The organism is Sphingobium psychrophilum, assembly GCF_012927105.1.
GTDB classification, from domain to species: domain Bacteria; phylum Pseudomonadota; class Alphaproteobacteria; order Sphingomonadales; family Sphingomonadaceae; genus Sphingobium; species Sphingobium psychrophilum.
The window spans coordinates 274,295-291,208 of the sequence record NZ_JABBFV010000002.1 but is presented as its reverse complement, the minus strand read 5'-3'; the positions used below and the strand labels follow the sequence as shown (position 1 = coordinate 291,208).

11 protein-coding genes are annotated in these 16,914 nt (G+C 64.1%); 5 read left to right on the top strand and 6 right to left on the bottom strand.

Annotated features, from left to right (window positions below):
- Positions 1–51 precede the first annotated feature (51 nt).
- Genes HHL08_RS04720 through HHL08_RS04710 form a run of 3 tightly spaced genes read left to right on the top strand, consistent with a single transcriptional unit; the run spans position 52 to position 5,576 of the window.
- Entirely contained in the window at positions 52–1,884 is a 1,833-nt protein-coding gene (locus HHL08_RS04720; protein ID WP_169571316.1) for an alpha-amylase family glycosyl hydrolase, read from the top strand.
- Between the two features lie 17 nt (positions 1,885–1,901).
- Positions 1,902–3,509, top strand: a complete 1,608-nt coding sequence (locus tag HHL08_RS04715; protein ID WP_169571315.1) for an alpha-glucosidase family protein — start codon at positions 1,902–1,904, stop codon at positions 3,507–3,509.
- Positions 3,510–3,521: 12 nt separating this feature from the next.
- On the top strand, positions 3,522–5,576 hold the full coding sequence (locus HHL08_RS04710) for a glycoside hydrolase family 97 protein (RefSeq protein WP_169571314.1): 2,055 nt from the start codon (positions 3,522–3,524) through the stop codon (positions 5,574–5,576).
- A 70-nt stretch (positions 5,577–5,646) separates the two neighbouring features.
- On the opposite strand, the gene HHL08_RS04705 is transcribed toward HHL08_RS04710, so the two are convergent.
- From HHL08_RS04705 to HHL08_RS04695, 3 genes are read right to left on the bottom strand one after another with little or no spacing between them, the layout of a single operon-like run.
- Complete coding sequence (locus HHL08_RS04705; protein WP_169571313.1) at positions 5,647–6,408, bottom strand: SDR family NAD(P)-dependent oxidoreductase; 762 nt, start codon at positions 6,406–6,408, stop codon at positions 5,647–5,649.
- Between the two features lie 13 nt (positions 6,409–6,421).
- A complete protein-coding gene (locus HHL08_RS04700; protein ID WP_169571312.1) occupies positions 6,422–7,606 on the bottom strand; it encodes an acetyl-CoA C-acyltransferase in 1,185 nt (394 codons plus the stop codon).
- 14 nt (positions 7,607–7,620) lie between these two features.
- Positions 7,621–8,745, bottom strand: coding sequence for an acyl-CoA dehydrogenase family protein (locus tag HHL08_RS04695; protein WP_169571311.1), 1,125 nt, complete (start codon positions 8,743–8,745; stop codon positions 7,621–7,623).
- Positions 8,746–8,832: 87 nt separating this feature from the next.
- On the opposite strand from HHL08_RS04695, the gene HHL08_RS04690 reads away from it, so the two are divergent.
- Positions 8,833–9,480, top strand: coding sequence for a TetR/AcrR family transcriptional regulator (locus HHL08_RS04690; RefSeq protein WP_235954834.1), 648 nt, complete (start codon positions 8,833–8,835; stop codon positions 9,478–9,480).
- Between the two features lie 4 nt (positions 9,481–9,484).
- Here HHL08_RS04690 and ligD read toward each other — a convergent pair whose 3' ends face one another.
- Complete coding sequence (gene ligD / locus HHL08_RS04685; protein WP_169571309.1) at positions 9,485–11,986, bottom strand: DNA ligase D; 2,502 nt, start codon at positions 11,984–11,986, stop codon at positions 9,485–9,487.
- Positions 11,987–11,989: 3 nt separating this feature from the next.
- Complete coding sequence (ku, locus tag HHL08_RS04680) at positions 11,990–12,862, bottom strand: non-homologous end joining protein Ku (protein ID WP_169571308.1); 873 nt, start codon at positions 12,860–12,862, stop codon at positions 11,990–11,992.
- A gap of 177 nt (positions 12,863–13,039) precedes the next feature.
- On the opposite strand from ku, the gene katG reads away from it, so the two are divergent.
- Positions 13,040–15,244, top strand: coding sequence for a catalase/peroxidase HPI (gene katG / locus HHL08_RS04675; RefSeq protein ID WP_169571307.1), 2,205 nt, complete (start codon positions 13,040–13,042; stop codon positions 15,242–15,244).
- Positions 15,245–15,303: 59 nt separating this feature from the next.
- On the opposite strand, the gene HHL08_RS04670 is transcribed toward katG, so the two are convergent.
- Entirely contained in the window at positions 15,304–16,911 is a 1,608-nt protein-coding gene (locus HHL08_RS04670) for a DUF5597 domain-containing protein (protein WP_169571306.1), read from the bottom strand.
- Positions 16,912–16,914 lie beyond the last annotated feature (3 nt).

Genomic DNA, 16,914 nt, shown 5'->3' with positions numbered 1-16,914 from the left:
CGGCCTTGTCGTCGCCGGGCCTTTTCCCAAGGTTCAAGCAAAGGGGTGCCCATGATGGGTCGAACGGCCACGAGATTTTTCGTGACAGTCGCCGGGATCGGTGCGGCTCTCCTGGGCGCGCCGCTGGCGATGGCCGATACGCTGGCCGACTTGCGCGCCCGCACCCCGGAACAGGAGATCGTCTATTTCGTCCTGCCCGATCGTTTCGCCAATGGCGACCGCAAGAATGACAAGGGCGGCCTGAAGGGCGGCCCGCTCCAGACCGGCTATGACCCCACATCGCGCGCCTTCTATCATGGCGGCGACCTGAAGGGGCTGACCGCGAAGCTGGACTATATCAAGGGGCTGGGCGCGACTGCGATCTGGCTGGCACCGGTGTTCAAAAACAAGCCGGTGCAGGGTGCCCAGGGACAGGAAAGCGCGGGCTATCACGGCTATTGGGTGACCGACTTCACCACCGTCGATCCGCATTTCGGCAGCGACGCCAACTTCAAGGCGCTAGTCGATGCCGCCCATGGGCGCGGCATGAAAGTCTATATGGACATCATCGCCAACCATACCGCCGATGTGATCCAATATCGCGAAAGCCCGACCAGCGCGGCGTCCTATCGCAGTAAGGCCGACTATCCCTGGTCGCGCCGTGGCGGCGTGGCGGGCGCGCCGATCAATGCGGGTTTCGCCGGCGACCAGGATGGCAGCGCCGCGAACTGGGCGAAGCTGACCGATCCGGCCTTCGCCTACACCCCGGTCGTGCCGAAGGGCGAGGAAAGGGTCAAAGTCCCCGCCTGGCTCAACGACCCCGTCTATTATCACAATCGCGGCGACACCGACTGGAAGGGCGAGAGTTCACAATATGGCGATTTCGTCGGGCTGGACGACCTTGCCACCGAAGACCCGCGCGTGGTGGCTGGCTTCATCGCCATCTATAAAGGCTGGATCGATCGCTTCGGCATCGACGGATACCGCATCGACACCGCGCGCCATGTGAATGCGGAATTTTGGCGCGCCTTCATTCCCGCCATCCGCGCCCATGCCACGGCGAACGGTATCCCGAATTTTCATGTGTTCGGGGAGGTCGCCACCGACGCTTATGACCCGGCATTGCTGGCCAGTTGGACGCGCAACGCCGGATTTCCCGCCGTGCTGGACTTCGCCTTCATGCGCGCGGCCGTCGATGCAGCCAGCGGCAAGAGCGGCACCGACATGCTGGCGCGGCTGGGGGAGGATGATGCCCTTTATGAAGGCGGGAAGGCGGCGGCGCTGCAACTGCCGACCTTCCTGGGCAATCATGATGCGGGCCGCTTCGCCTGGTTCCTGCGTCAGGCCAAGCCCGGCATGAGCGCGGAAGAGGAATTGGCGCGCGACCTGCTGGGCCATGCGATGCTGCTGACGCTGCGCGGCGTGCCCACGCTTTATTATGGCGACGAGCAGGGTTTCGCCGGCACCGGCAACGACCAGCAGGCGCGGCAGGACATGTTCGCATCCAAGGTTGCCGAATATAATGCGGACAGGCTGGTCGGCACCGCATCGACCACCGCGACCGACAATTTCCATGCCGACCATCCGCTCTATCGCGCAATTGCAAAGCTGGCGAAAATCCGCAGCGCCACGCCGGCCCTGTCGCGCGGCGCGACTGTCCTGCGCAACAGTTCGGACAAGCCCGGCCTGTTCGCCGTATCCCGCATCGATCCCGATACGGGCCGCGAAGTCCTGGTCGCCTTCAATACGGCCGCGACGCCCTATTCCGGTTATGTCGCGGTCGATCCGGCCAGCGGCGGCTTCACGTCGCTGATCGGCGCCTGCCCCGCCGCGCTGCAAGCGCCAGGCAGCCTCGCCTTGTCCCTCCCCGCCTTCGGCTACGCCGTCTGCGCCGCCCACCCCTAACCGCCGGAACGCCCCTTATGACGCTTGCGACGACATCGACCGATCAGCCCTGGTGGAAGGGGGCGGTGATCTATCAAATCTATCCGCGCAGTTTTCAGGACAGCAATCATGACGGCATCGGCGACCTGAACGGTATCACGCAGCGACTGGAGCATATTGCCCGGCTCGGCGCGGACGCGATCTGGATTTCGCCCTTCTTCACCTCTCCCATGCGCGATTTCGGTTATGACATTGCGGACTATTGCGACGTCGATCCGATCTTCGGCACGCTGGCGGATTTCGATGCGCTGATCGCCCGTGCGCATGATTTGGGCCTGAAAGTCACGATCGATCAGGTCTATGCCCATACGTCGGACCTGCATGATTGGTTCGCGCAAAGCCGCGCCAGCCGGACCGGCGACAAGGCCGACTGGTTCGTCTGGGTCGATCCCAAAGAAGACGGCACCCCGCCCAACAACTGGCAGTCGGTGTTCGGCGGCCCGGCTTGGACCTGGGACGGGCGACGCGGCCAATATTATATGCATCAGTTTTTGACCAGCCAGCCGCAGCTCAACGTCCATAACCCGGCGGTGCAGGATGCGCTGCTGGACGCGATGCGCTTCTGGCTGGATCGCGGCGTGGACGGCTTCCGCCTCGATGCGCTCAACCATTCGATGCACGATCCCCTGCTGCGCGACAATCCGCCTGCGCCCGATACGGGCAAGCCGCGCACGCGGTCCTTCGATTTTCAGATCAAGCGCTACAGCCAGTCGCACCCCGGCGTGGTCGATTTCATCAAGCGCATCCGCACGCTATGCGACGAATATGGCGCGATCTTCACCGTGGCGGAGGTGGGCGGCGACCTTTCCGAGACGGAGATGAAGGCCTATACGGCGGGCGAAACCCACCTCAACAGCGCCTATGGCTTCAACTTCCTCTATGCCGATGCGCTGACGCCCGCTCTGGTGGCCGACACGGTCGATCGCTGGCCGGGCGAACCGGGCATGGGCTGGCCAAGCTGGGCGTTCGAAAATCATGATGCGCCGCGCGCGCTTTCCCGCTGGTGCGCGGCGGAGGATCGCCCGGCGTTCGGGCGCTTGAAGGCGATGCTGCTGGTCGCGCTACGCGGCAACGCCATCCTCTATCAGGGCGAGGAACTGGGGATCACCCAGGTCGATATCCCCTTCGAACGGCTGCAAGATCCCGAGGCGATCGCCAATTGGCCGCTGACCCTGTCCCGCGACGGCGCGCGCACGCCTTTGCCATGGGCAACCGATGCGGCGCAGGCGGGCTTTTCCAGCGTCGAACCCTGGCTGCCCCATGGTGCGGATCATCTGGCGCTGGCGGTCGACGCGCAGGAGGCTGACCCAGCGTCGCTGCTGAACCACACCCGCGCGATGCTGGCGCTGCGCAAGGCTAACCCGGCGCTACGCCATGGTAGCTTTGAGATACTCATCGCCGACGATCAGCGGCTGCTGTTCCGACGCACCGCCGATGGCCAGTCGCTTCTCTGCCTGTTCAATCTGTCGGCCGAGCCGGCGGAATGGCCCGAAGATATCGCCCCTACCAACAAGCTGCTGTCCGCCGTCAATGGCGCCACACCCGGCACCCTGCCGCCCTTCGGCGCGCTGATCATCGAAGAATAAGGAGACGCCCCAATGCTGAACCCGTTGCTGCGCGCCTGCGCGCTGACCCTTCCGTTCGTCTTCATGACACCGGCCTCTGCGCAGGAGGCGCGCCCCGCCGTCACCTCCACCTCGCCCGACGGGTCGATCGTGCTGACCGTTTCCACGGACAATGACAGCCGCCCCACCTGGTCGCTGTCGCGCAAGGGCAGGCTGCTGATCGCGCCATCCAAGCTGGGTTTCATCCTGACCGACGGGTTCAACATGGCGCGCGGCTTTGCGATCGCGGGATCGGACAAGGGCCAGGGCAACGATCGATGGGAACAGCCCTGGGGCGAGCGCCGCTTCGTCACCGACCGCTATAATGAAGTGACGGTCCGCTTCCGCCAGTCGAATGTCCAGGGCGCGCGGCTCATGAACGTGCATTTCCGCCTGTTCGATAATGGCGTCGGCTTTCGTTATGAGCTGCCGCAGCAGCCCGGCCTCAAAACGATGAAGATCGCCGACGAAACGACCGAGTTCGACATCGCGCCCAAGGGGCAGGCCTGGTGGATTCCGGGTGGCGAATGGAACCGCTACGAACAGGTCTATCAGAAGACGTCGATCGATGCCGTCTCTACCGCCCATACGCCCATCACCATGCGGCTGGACGACGGCACGCATCTGAGCTTCCACGAAGCCGCGCTGGTCGATTATGCGGCCTATTGGCTGAAGCGCGCGTCCGGCCAGACCTTTCGCACAACCCTCTCCCCTTCCTCGCAGGGCGCGCGGGTGATCCGCGACTTGCCGTTCAACACGCCTTGGCGCGCCATCCGCATCGCCGACAACGCCGCCGGACTGGTCGAAAATGATCTGGAATTGAACCTCAACGAACCCAACCGACTAGGCGACGTCAGCTGGTTCAAGCCCGCCAAATATATCGGCATCTGGTGGGGCATGATCCGGGGCGACTGGACGTGGGCGGAAGGGCCGAAACACGGCGCGACCACCGCGCGGACGAAGCAATATATCGATTTTGCCGCCAAACACGGCTTTCGCGGCGTGCTGGTCGAAGGATGGGACAAGGGCTGGAACGGCGACTGGTTCGGCCATGGCGACGATTTCAGCTACACCCAGTCCACGCCCGATTTCGACCTACCGGGGCTGGCCGCCTATGCCAGGAAGAAAGGCGTCCACCTGATCGGCCATCATGAAACCGGCGGCAACATCGCCAATTATGAGGCGCAGTTGGACGACGCGATGAAGCTTTATGGCGGCCTCGGCATCGATGTCGTCAAGACCGGCTATGTCGCGGACGCAGGCGGGATCATCGCGCCGGGCGATCGGCCGGGCCAGACCCGCATGGAATATCATGACGGCCAGCGCATGGCGCAACATCATCTGCGCGTGGTGGAGACGGCAGCGAAATATCATGTCGCGGTCAACGCGCACGAACCGATCAAGGATACCGGCCTGCGCCGCACCTATCCCAACTGGGTCGGACGCGAAGGCGCGCGCGGCATGGAATATAATGCCTGGGGCACATTTGCGAACGGGCCGGACCATGAACCGACGCTGGTCTATACGCGGATGCTGTCCGGCCCGATGGACTTCACGCCGGGCGTGCTGAGCCTGGAGGGAGCGAGCCATGCACCGCTGGCGTCCACGCTGGCGAAACAGCTCGGCCTCTATCTCGCCCTCTATTCGCCGATCCAGATGGCGGCGGACTTTGTCGAGACGCTGGCCAAATATCCCAGGGAACTGGATTTCATATCCAAGGTGCCGGCCGACTGGAACGAAAGCCATCTGATCGCGGGCGAAGTGGGTGACTATGCGATCTTTGCGCGCAAGGACCGCAACAGCGCGAACTGGTATGTCGGCGGCGTCAACGATGCGACCGCGCGGACGGTGACGCTGGGCTTCGATTATCTGGAGCCGGGCAAGGCCTACACCGCCACCATCTACAAGGATGGCGAAGGCGCGACCTATCTGACCGACGCGCGGCACAAGATCGCCTATGAGACGAGGACCATCAGCAAGGGCGATCGCTACGATCTGTGGCTGGCGCCGGGCGGCGGCGCGGCGATGCGGCTGGTGCCCAGCCAATAAGGAATCCGGCCTTTCAGGCCGGTCTTCCCCACCCCCGGATCGGACTGCACGCCGGTCCGGGGGCTTTTTATCAGTGCGGCGCCATGCGGATCGCGCCGTCCAGGCGGATGACTTCGCCGTTCAGCATCGGATTGCGGACGATGCTTTCCACCAACTGCGCATATTCGGATGGTTTGCCCAGGCGGCTGGGGTGCGGCACCTGCGCGCCGAGCGCGTCCTGCACATTTTGCGGGAAGGCTTCCAGCATCGGCGTCAGGAAAATGCCCGGCGCAATGGTCATGACCCGGATCTTGTGCTGGGCCAGGTCGCGGGCGATCGGCAGGGTCATGCCGACGACGCCGCCCTTGGACGCGCTATACGCCGCCTGGCCGATCTGTCCGTCATAGGCCGCGACCGACGCGGTGTTGACGATGACGCCGCGTTCGCCGTCTATCTCCCCCGCAGCGGCAAGCCAGGCGGAAAATTTGGCGATCATGTTGAAACTGCCGATCAGATTGACCGTCACCGTCTTGGCGAAGGCATCAAGCGGATGGGGAACATTCTCCTTGCCCACCGTCTTGATCGCGGGCGCGATGCCGGCGCAATTGACCAGGATGCGGGCGACGCCGTGCGCCGCTTGGGCCGCGTCCAAGCCCGCCGAAACGCTGGCGTCATCGGCGACGTTGACAGCGACATAGACACCTCCCAGCGCTTGCGCGGTCGCCCGTCCGGCCTCCTCATTCAGGTCGAAGATCGCGACCTTCGCACCCTGCTGCGCCAGCATCGTGGCCGTCGCCCTGCCCAGGCCCGATGCGCCGCCGGTAACGATCGCTGCTACGCCGTTGATGTCCATTTCCCTGTCTCCTTCAGATCAGTTCGATCGCCATGGCGGTGGCTTCGCCGCCGCCGATGCACAGGCTCGCCACGCCGCGCTTCAGGCCGCGCGTTTCGAGCGCCGCAATCAGCGTCGCCAAAATGCGCGCGCCCGATGCGCCGATCGGATGGCCGAGCGCGGTCGCGCCGCCATTGACGTTGATCTTGTCGGCCGGGATGCCCAATTCCTTCGCAGCGATCATGGCGACGACGGCAAAGGCTTCATTGACTTCGAACAGATCGACATCGGCGATCGACCAGCCGACCTTGTCCAACGCCTTGCGCATCGCCGGCACCGGCGCGGTCGCGAATTTGGAGGGCTCATGCGCATGGCCGGCAGTGGCGACGACCTTCGCCACGGGCTTGAGGCCCAGCTTCGCTGCCACGCTGGCGCGCGTCATGACCAGCGCCGCCGCGCCGTCCGATATGGAGGAGGCGTTGGCGGCGGTGATGGTTCCGTCCTTGACGAAGGCGGGCTTCAACGACGGGATCTTCTCCGGCCTGGCCTTGCCCGGCTGCTCGTCGGTGTCGACGATCGTGTCGCCGCCGCGCCCCTTCACCGTGACCGGCGTGATCTCGCGCACGAACGCCCCGCTGCCGATCGCGGCATTGGCGCGTTCGAGCGAACGAATGGCGTATGCGTCCTGATCCTCGCGCGTGAACTGATAGTCGCGCACCGCTTCTTCCGCGAACACGCCCATCGCCTTGCCGGGTTCATAGGCGTCTTCCAGGCCGTCCATCATCATCGTGTCGATCACGCGGTCATGGCCGATGCGCGCGCCGGACCGATGCTTGGGCAGGGCATAGGGCGCGTTGCTCATGCTTTCCATGCCACCCGCGATCACGATGTCCGCTGCACCACTGGCGAGCGCCTCATGCGCCATGATCGCGGCCTGCATGCCGGAGCCGCACATCTTGTTGACGGTCGTAGCCTCCGTATTGAGGCCAAGCCCTGCGCCCAGCGCTGCTTGTCGCGCCGGCGCCTGGCCCAGGCCAGCGGGCAGGACGCAGCCCATATAGATGCGGTCGATCGCATCGGCCGCCACGCCTGCCCGCTCGACCGCGGCCTTGACCGCTGCGGCACCCAGATCGGTGGCCTTGACCGAGGACAATGCGCCCTGGAACCCGCCCATGGGGGTGCGGGCATAGCCTGCGATGACAATGGGATCGTCCTGCATCTTATGACTCCTGCTTAAAGGCTGCGCGCGATGACCATGCGCTGAATGTCCGACGTACCTTCATAAATTTGGCACACGCGCACATCGCGATAGATTTTGGCGACGCCATATTCTTCCAGATAGCCATAGCCGCCCAGCGTCTGGAGCGCGCCGGACACGATCGCCTCGGCCGCTTCGGACGCGAACAATTTGGCCATGGAGGCTTCGGCGAGGCAGGGCAGGCCAGCATCCTTGATCCGTGCGGCGTGCAGGACGAGTTGCCGCGCGGCCTCTAGTCGGGTGGCGAGGTCGGCGAGGCGAAAGCCCACCGCCTGATGCTCCATGATGGCTTTCCCGAAGCTCTTGCGATCCTTGGCATAGGCGACTGCGATGTCGAGCGCGGCCTGCGCCATGCCGACACATTGGGCGGCGATGCCGATGCGGCCAGTTTCCAGATTGGCGAGCGCGATGCGGTAACCCTGCCCTGGCTGACCGATCAGCAGGTCATCCTCCACGAACATGTCGTCGAAACGCAAGGCGCAGGTGTCGGACGCGCCTTGCCCCATCTTATGCTCGACCTTGTCCACGCCATAGCCGGGCCGGTCGGTCGGCACGATGAAGACGGACAGACCCTTCTTGCCCGCATCAGGATCAGTGACGGCGACGATCATGGTAAGGTCGGCGATCTTGCCCGATGTGATGAACTGCTTTGACCCGGTGATACGCCAGCCGCCATCGACCTTGATGGCGCGGGTGCGGACCGCCGAAGCGTCGGACCCCGCATCAGCTTCGGTCAGGGCGAAAGCGCCGATGGTGCGCCCGCCGATCAGGTCGGGCAGGAAGCGCGCCTTCTGCGCGTCGCTGCCATCCTTGAGCAGGCCGGACACGAGGATCGAGTTCTGGATAGAGACGATGGTCGAGAGCGCGCCGTCGGCTGCCGCGATCTCCATCAGCGCCAAGGCATAGGAAACGGCGTCGGCTTCCGCGCCGCCAAAGGCTTCGGGCGCGGTCATGCCCCATAGGCCAAGGCCCGCCATGTCGTGGAACAGTTCGGGCGGATAGCCGCCTTGCGCTTCGAACCGAGCGCTGTGCGGGCGGATCGTTTCCTGCGCGAAATCGCGCACGGTGTCGCGGATGGCGGCCTGAATCTCGGTCAGCATAAACTCACTCGTATTTTATTTACCCATGGGTATATTGATTATCTGAGGGTTTCTTGTCAATGCTCCAGATGCTCAAAGGAGATGTTCTTGCCCAAATCCGCCGTCCCTGTTTCTGCCACCGCCCTGCCCTCCCCCTTCCGTAACAAGGCGGAGCGGGAACAGGACCGGGCGGACAAGCGCGCAGCCGTACTGTTGGCCGCAGTGCGGATGTTCAATGCGCGCGGCTATCATGCCGCCTCGCTGGACGATGTCGCCGCCAGCCTGGGCGTCAGCAAGCCGACCATTTATCATTATCTGGGCAATAAGGAGCAGGTGCTGGTCGAATGCGTCAATCGCGGCCTGTCGATGCTGCGCGACGCCGCGGATGCGGCGGCGCGCGCGCCCGGCAGCGGCCATGACCGGCTGCGCGCTTTCCTGCTGCGCTATGCCTGCATCAACATGGACGATTTCGGCCGTTGCGTGATCCGCACCAATGAGGAGCTGTTGTCGATGGACAGCGCCATCCAGTTCCGCGCGCGCAAGCGGGAGATTGACGATGCGGTGCGCGGGATGATCGCGGAGGGGATCGCAGACGGATCGATTGCGCCGGTGGATATCCGCTTTGCCTCCTTCGCACTGGCGGGGGCGCTCAACTGGCCGGCGCGCTGGCATGATCCCGATGGGCCGATGAGTCCGGCAGAGGTCGCGGAAAAGCTGGTCGATATCGCGCTGGGTGGCCTTACGCCGCGGGGTTGACGGGTCAAATATCAGGCAACGCTTGCGCGGCGAAGCCCCAGCCTTTCAGACTTGTGGCACGATCGAGCAGCGTTTCCGTGTCGCCGATCGAGAAGGGATGCGCGTCCTTGATGCCGTCGAGTTCGTCCCAGTCGATCGGGATCGCCACCGGTGCCCCGGCGCGGGCGCGCGCCGAATAGGGCAGGACGGCGGTGCTGCCGCGCTGGTTGCGCAGCCAGTCGATGAAGATCTTGTCCTTGCGCTTGGCCTTGCTCATGGTCGCGACGAAGCGGTCGGGCTCGGCTGCGCTCAGCGCCTGGGCGAAGCGGGACGCGAAATCCTTGTGCGTCTCCCAGTCATGGCCCGGCGTCAGCGGCACGACGACATGCACGCCCTTCCCGCCCGACAGCATGGCGAAGGAGACGAGGCCGATATCGGACAACCGCGCGCGAATGTCCTGCGCCGCCGCTTTCACCCGGTCGAAATCCATGCCTTCGTCGGGATCGAGGTCGAATATCATGCGGTCGGGCCGTTCCACCGCGTCCGTGCGGCTGGCCCAGCCATGAAATTCGATCGTGCCCATCTGGACGCAGGCGAGCAATCCCTCGGCATCCTCGACATAGATATAATCCTCGCTGCCGCCGTCTTTCTCACGGATCGGCACTTGGCGCACCGCCTTGCCGAAGGCGCCGCTGTCATGCTTTTGGAAGAAGCATTTTTTCGCCCGGCCCTGTGGGCAGCGGACCAGGCTGATCGGGCGGCGGGCGGCGAAGGGTAGCATGAGGGGCGCGATCGCGGCATAATAGTCGGCCAGTTCGCCCTTGGTCTGGTCGCTTTCGGGGAAGATGACGCGGTCACGGTTGGTGATCGTCACGGTTGGGGCAGACTTGGGCGTGGGGGCAGGTTTTTCGGGCGCGACCGCCTTCGCCGGTTTATCAGCGCGCTGGCCCAGAAAGCTGGCGTGGCGCACCCGCCCGTCGGCGGTAAATTCGGCGAAGGCGATTTCGGCGACCAGCTTGGGTTTCAGCCAGGTCGCGCCGCGCGCTTCGGTCCGGGGTACTTCAAGCGGTGCCTTATCCGTTTCGAGCGGGGTCATCGCCTTGGCGAGCCTATCCATCATTTCCGCGTCGAAGCCGGTGCCGACCTTGCCCTTATAGACCAGCGCCTTGCCCTCATGCTGGGCGAGCAGCAGCGACGCGAAGGGGCGACCGCGCGCGGCACTCGCGCTGCGGCCGATGATAATAAACTCCTGTCGGCGCGTGCACTTGACCTTGACCCAGTTGCGCGTGCGGTCGCCGCGATAGGGGGCGTCGATCCGCTTCGAAATGATCCCCTCCTGCCCCGCGTCGCACAGCGAGCGGAAGAGCGCTTCGCCCGCGCCGATGACATGGTCAGCGACCTGAACCGGCGGAGTTGCGGCTTTCAGCAGGGCTTCCAGCCGCTCCTTCCGCTCGATCTGCGGCATCGCCTTCATATCCTGACCCTCCAGCGACAGCAGGTCGAAGGCGAAGAATTGAAAGGGCGTGTCGTCCCGCTGCGCGCCATGGCCACGCTTGAGGACCGATTGGAGCGCAGAGAAACTGGGATTGCCGTCCGCGCCGAAAGCGACGATCTCTCCGTCGATCAAGGCGGGCGGCAAGTCTAGTGCCGCGATCGCCGCGGCGAGCGGCTGGAACTTGTCCGTCCAGTCCAGCCCGCTGCGGGTGAAGATGCGCACCTGATCGCCCGCCACCGCGGCGAGCGCGCGATAGCCGTCGAACTTAATCTCGTGCAGCCAGTCATTACCCACTGGCACATCGTCCACCAGCGTCGCGAGTTGGGGCTTAGCGAAGGCAGGCGGCTTGGTCCCAACCTTGCACGGCTTGGCCGCGACCTTTTCATTATGATCGCGCGCCGCCTGCATCTTGCCGGCGAAGGCCTTGCCCTTCACCCCGGCGAGCGACTGGGCACCCGCCTTGTCCGCCGCGATTTCCGCCATCGAAAGCCCGGTCAGCACGCTGGTCAGCGCCCGTTCGACCAACTGGTCGCCTTCGCCCGCGTCGGCGTCCTCGATCTTGCGTAGCAGCCAGTTCTCGCGCTTTTCCTTTGGCCGCCCTTTCATGCGGACCAGCAGCCATTCGCCCTTCATCCGTTCGCCATCCAGGGTGAAGTGCAAATGGCCTTTTTCCAGATCCTTGGCGCTCTTGCCTTCCACCGGCTGCCAAGTGCCGCGATCCCACAGCATCACCGTGCCGCCGCCATATTCGCCTTCGGGTATCAATCCCTCGAAATCGCCATAGCTCAACGGATGATCCTCGGTCCGCACCGCAAGGCGCTTGTCGGCCGGGTCGATGCTCGGCCCCCTGGTCACGGCCCAGCTTTTCAGAACGCCGCCGATTTCGAGCCGGAAATCCCAGTGCAGCCGGGTCGCATCATGTTTTTGGACTACGAAGCGGTTGCCGTCCGTTCTTGCCACTTCGCCTTTCGGTTCGCGGGTGCGGGCGAAGTCGCGCTTCTGATTATAGGCGGCGAGCAGATCGCGGGCCATGGATCAGGCGCTTTTGCGCTTGGCTGGCGTGCGGGGCTTAGTCGCGGCCGCCTTGGCCGGCGCTTTTTTCGCCGGCGTCGCCTTGCCGCCATCCCCGACCGATTTCTTGAGCGCGGCCATCAGGTCGATGACGTTGCCGCTCTTGGCGGTGGCAGGCTCCTCGACATCCTCGATGATCCGCTTGCCCTTGGCCTTTTTCTTTTTCTCGATCAGCCGCTGGAGCGCATCGACATAGCGATCGTGAAATTCCTCCGGCTTGAAGGGCGCGGTCTTCTTTTCGATGATAGTGGTGGCAAGGTCTAGCAGATCGGCGTCGGCCTTGTCGTCGGGCAGGTTACGGAAATAGGTCTGCGCGCGCGTTACCTCGTCGGCATAGCGCAATATTTCCAGTACCAGCCCGCGACCGCAAGGCTTCAAGGATACGAGCTGTTCGCGGCCGCGCACCGACAATTGGCCAAGGCCCACCTTCTTCGTCTGGCGCAGCGCGTCGCGCAACACGGCATAGGCTTCCTCCGCCAGGTCGTCTGCCGGAACCACGAAATAGGGCTTTTCATAATAGAGGACGTCGATCGCATCGGATTCGACGAACTGGACCAGCTCCAACGTCTTGCGGCTCTCGATCTTTACCGCCTCGATTTCTTCCTCCTCCAACAGCACGTAATTGCCTTTGGAAATTTCAAAGCCCTTGAGGATTTCGTCGCGGTCCACCGGGCCGACGCCCTGCACGACCTTTTCATAGCTGATTGGCTTGCCGGTCGGCTCATGGATCTGGCGAAAGGATATTGCTGCGCCGGAGCGGGTGGCCGGATAGATTTCCACCGGGATAGATACAAGGGCCAGCCGAATTTGCCCCTGCCAATATGCGCGTGCTGCCATGTGACCACCTCCGCTCGCATCAGCGCCCGACCGACCCGGAAGTTCCTTACGATCATGAAACGTCATCACCCTGCCTTCCACTCATATTATCGATCAGACAAAGCGATATTCCCGGCTTTGTTCGGCTGGGCTATGCTCCTACAAAATGCAGCAGGGACTTGAAGCAGGAGAGAAGACATGGATGCCAAAACCTCTGATCCGCTGGGATGCCCGATGAAGGAGCCCGCGGCGCGGCGCACCTTGCTCGGCCGCACCAACCGCGACTGGTGGCCCAACCAGCTGTCGCTTGAAATCCTCCAGCAGAATGGCCTGTCGGGCGATCCGATGGGCGAAGATTTCGATTATGCCGCGGCGTTCCAATCGCTCGATTATGATGCGGTCAAGGCGGACCTGACGGCGCTCATGACCGACAGCCAGCCCTGGTGGCCGGCCGATTACGGCCATTATGGGCCCTTCTTCATCCGCATGGCCTGGCACAGCGCGGGCACCTATCGCACAGGCGACGGGCGCGGCGGCGCGTCTTCCGGGTCGCAGCGCTTCGCCCCGCTCAATAGCTGGCCGGACAATGGCAATCTGGACAAGGCGCGTCGGTTGCTGTGGCCGATCAAACAGAAATATGGCCAGAAGCTGAGTTGGGCCGACCTGATGATCCTGGCCGGCAATGTCGCGATCGAGTCGATGGGCGGACCCGTCTTCGGCTTCGGCGGCGGCCGCGCCGACGTGTTCGAACCGGAAAAGGACATCTACTGGGGCACCGAGGAACAATGGGTCGGCCAGGACGGCAATGAAACCCGCATTCAGCCGGACAAGGAAATGGCGCTGGAAAGCCCGCTGGCTGCGATCCAGATGGGCCTGATCTACGTCAATCCCGAAGGTCCGGGCGGCAATCCCGACGCGCTCCAGTCGGGCCGCGACATTCGCGAAACCTTCGCGCGGATGGGCATGAATGATGAGGAAACCGCGGCGCTGACGGCTGGCGGCCATACGTTCGGCAAGGCGCATGGCGCGGGCGACGCATCGCTGGTCGGCGCGGAACCCGAAGGGGCGGACATCGCGCAGCAGGGACTGGGCTGGCAGAGCGGTCATGAAAGCGGCATGGGCGACCATACTATCACCAGCGGGATCGAGGGCGCGTGGACGCCGACGCCGATCACGTGGGACATGACCTATTTCGACATGCTGCTGGACCATGACTATGAACTGGTGCGCAGTCCTGCGGGTGCGAAACAGTGGCAGCCGGTCGGCAACCCGGAGGAGACGCTGGCCCCCAAGGCGCATACGCCCGGCGTCAAGGTGCCGACGATGATGACCACCGCCGACATGGCGATGAAGTTTGACCCGGCCTATCGCGCGGTGATGGAGCGGTTCCGTGCCGATCCCGCCTATTTCGCCGACGCCTTCGCCCGCGCCTGGTTCAAGCTGTGTCATCGCGACATGGGGCCAAAGGTGCGCTACCTTGGCCCCGAAGTCCCGGCCGAAGACCTGATCTGGCAAGATCCGATCCCCGCCGCGACCGGACCGGCGCTAGGCGAGGCGGATGTCGCCGCGCTCAAGCAGAAGATCGCCGCGTCGGGCCTGTCGGTGCAGGATATGGTCAAGACCGCGTGGGCATCTGCCGTCACCTATCGCCGGTCGGACCATCGCGGCGGGGCGAATGGTGCTCGCATCCGCCTGGCCCCGCAAAAGGACTGGGACGTCAACGAACCGGCGCAGCTGGCGCGAGTGCTGGCGGTCTATGAAGGCATCGCCAGCGAGAGCGGCGCGTCGATCGCCGACCTGATCGTGCTGGGCGGCAGTGTGGGCATCGAACAGGCGGCGAAGGCGGCGGGCCATGACCTGACCGTCCCCTTCACGCCGGGCCGTACCGATGCGAGCGCCGAGCAGACCGATGCCGACGGTTTCGACGTGCTTGAGCCAAAGGCCGATGGTTTCCGCAACTATCTCCAGACGCGCTACAATGTGCCGACGGAGGAGCTGCTGGTCGACCGGGCGCAGCTGCTGGGCCTGTCCGCGCCGGAAATGACTGTGCTGGTCGGCGGGCTGCGGGTGCTGGGCGCCAATCATGGCGGCTCGAAGCATGGCGTCCTGACGAACCGGGTCGGGCAGTTGACCAACGACTATTTCGTCAATCTGCTCGACATGGGCACCGCCTGGAAACAGGTGGACGACACGAGCGACGAGACGTTCGTCGGCACCGACCGCGCCAGCCATGCGGAGAAGTGGACGGCGACGCGCACCGACCTGGCCTTCGGCGCTAATTCGCAGCTACGCGCGCTGGCGGAAGTCTATGCGTCGTCCGACGCGGGCAGCAAGTTCGTAAAGGACTTCGTGGCCGCCTGGACGAAGGTGATGAATGCCGACCGGTTTGATCTGAAGGCTTGATTAAGACAGGGAGTTAGACAGTTCGCAGCGCTTCTACGGCGCTGCGAACTGTTAAGGCGTTACCGATAGCGGCCCATCGTCACCTTGATCCACACCGGCTGGTCAATCAGGTTCAGGCCATAATCGGTCTGGTCGCCGTTCCAGATGCGGTCCATGATCCAGACGTCCTTGTCGAAATGGCCCTCCTCCACCTTGACGATCATGCCGCCCGGCGCGCTGCCCTGACTGGCGGCGAAGTTCAGGCGGACATGGTCGCCGGTGAAGAGAAATTCGTTGGCCGAAACTTGCGCGACCACCGCGCCGCCGGTCGGTTCGGTCGCCCAGGCCGGCAGGTCGGCCTTGGGGAACCAGTTGCGCTGGCCGAATTGCCATTGACCAAAGCTGGCGGTGATTGTCCAGTCGCCCATGGTCGTGCTGACGGGCGCGCCGTCGTCGGGCTTGGCTGCGCCCCAGACCGGATGATCGAAGGCGATTTTGGCCCAGGGCGCGGAGGCTAAGGCTCGATATTTCTGCGCGAAAGCATCCAGCGTGGCGTCGTCCAGGCGCTTGGCCCCCAATGGATAGTTGTAATAGCCAGTATCATCCATGCCGAACGGCGCGAAGCCGATCGCGCCGCGTCCCAGCGCCGCCCAGAAATAGCGGGCATATTCGGCGGCATTGCCGATTTCCGGCACCATCAGCGCGTTGTCGGGCCGCGTGTAGAGATCGAGATGCTTGAAGACGTTGCGGCTGGCCCGGTCGTAAATATCGGGTGCGGCGAAATCGATCGAGGGGGCCGCCGCCTTCCAGATGTCGATGACGTCGCCCTGCGGCCCGCCGCTCGATAACGCCTGCGGATCGGGCTTGCCGAACGGGTCACCGAGCGCCGCGTTCACATACATGGGCAGCGGCTTGATCGCCTTGCCGGCGCTGGCCAGAGCCTCGATATAGCGGGCGGTGTGCCAGGTGTTGAAGGCGCGGTCGGCCGTGTCGCCGAAAACGGTCGTCCAGGTGCCGCCGGGCTTTTGCAGCGCCTTCGTCAGGGTCGCCGGCACCGGGCCGTCGAACAGCTTCTGCGCGGCGGGGCTGTAGTCGCGGGGGTTTTTATAGCTGCCGACTTCATTTTCCGGCTGCACCAGAATGACCGTATTCTGGGCGTCATGGTCGCGAATATAGGTCATCAGCGCCAGATAGGCGCGCTTGTCCGCCGCCAGCGTCGCCGCGCCATGGGGCGAGAGTACGCCATGATCCTGCCCGTCCTTCGTCTTCATCCGCGGGAAACGGCGATTGTCGAGCTTCACCCAGTCGGGCGTATAGGACAGGCCGGTATTCTTCCAGGCGCCGAACCATAGCAGGACGATGCGCTTGTCATGCTTGCGCGCCTCATCGAGCAAAGTCTGGACAAAGCTGAAGTCGAACTTCCCCTCCTGTGGCTCCAGTTGCTCCCAGGCGATCGGCGCTTCGACCGTGTTCGCGCCGATCCGGTCCAGCACCGGCCAGACCTTTGCCAGCGGTGCGGCATAATTGCTGCTGTTATTGACCTGCCCGCCCAATATCAGGAAAGGCGCGCCATCGACAATCAGTGCGTGGCGGCCCGCTTTGGTTGCGATATGGGGCGTGTCGCCCTGCGCAAGAGCAGGGGTGGCGAGCAGCAGGGACGCGGCGATCAGGGTCCGGGTGAGGGTCATCAA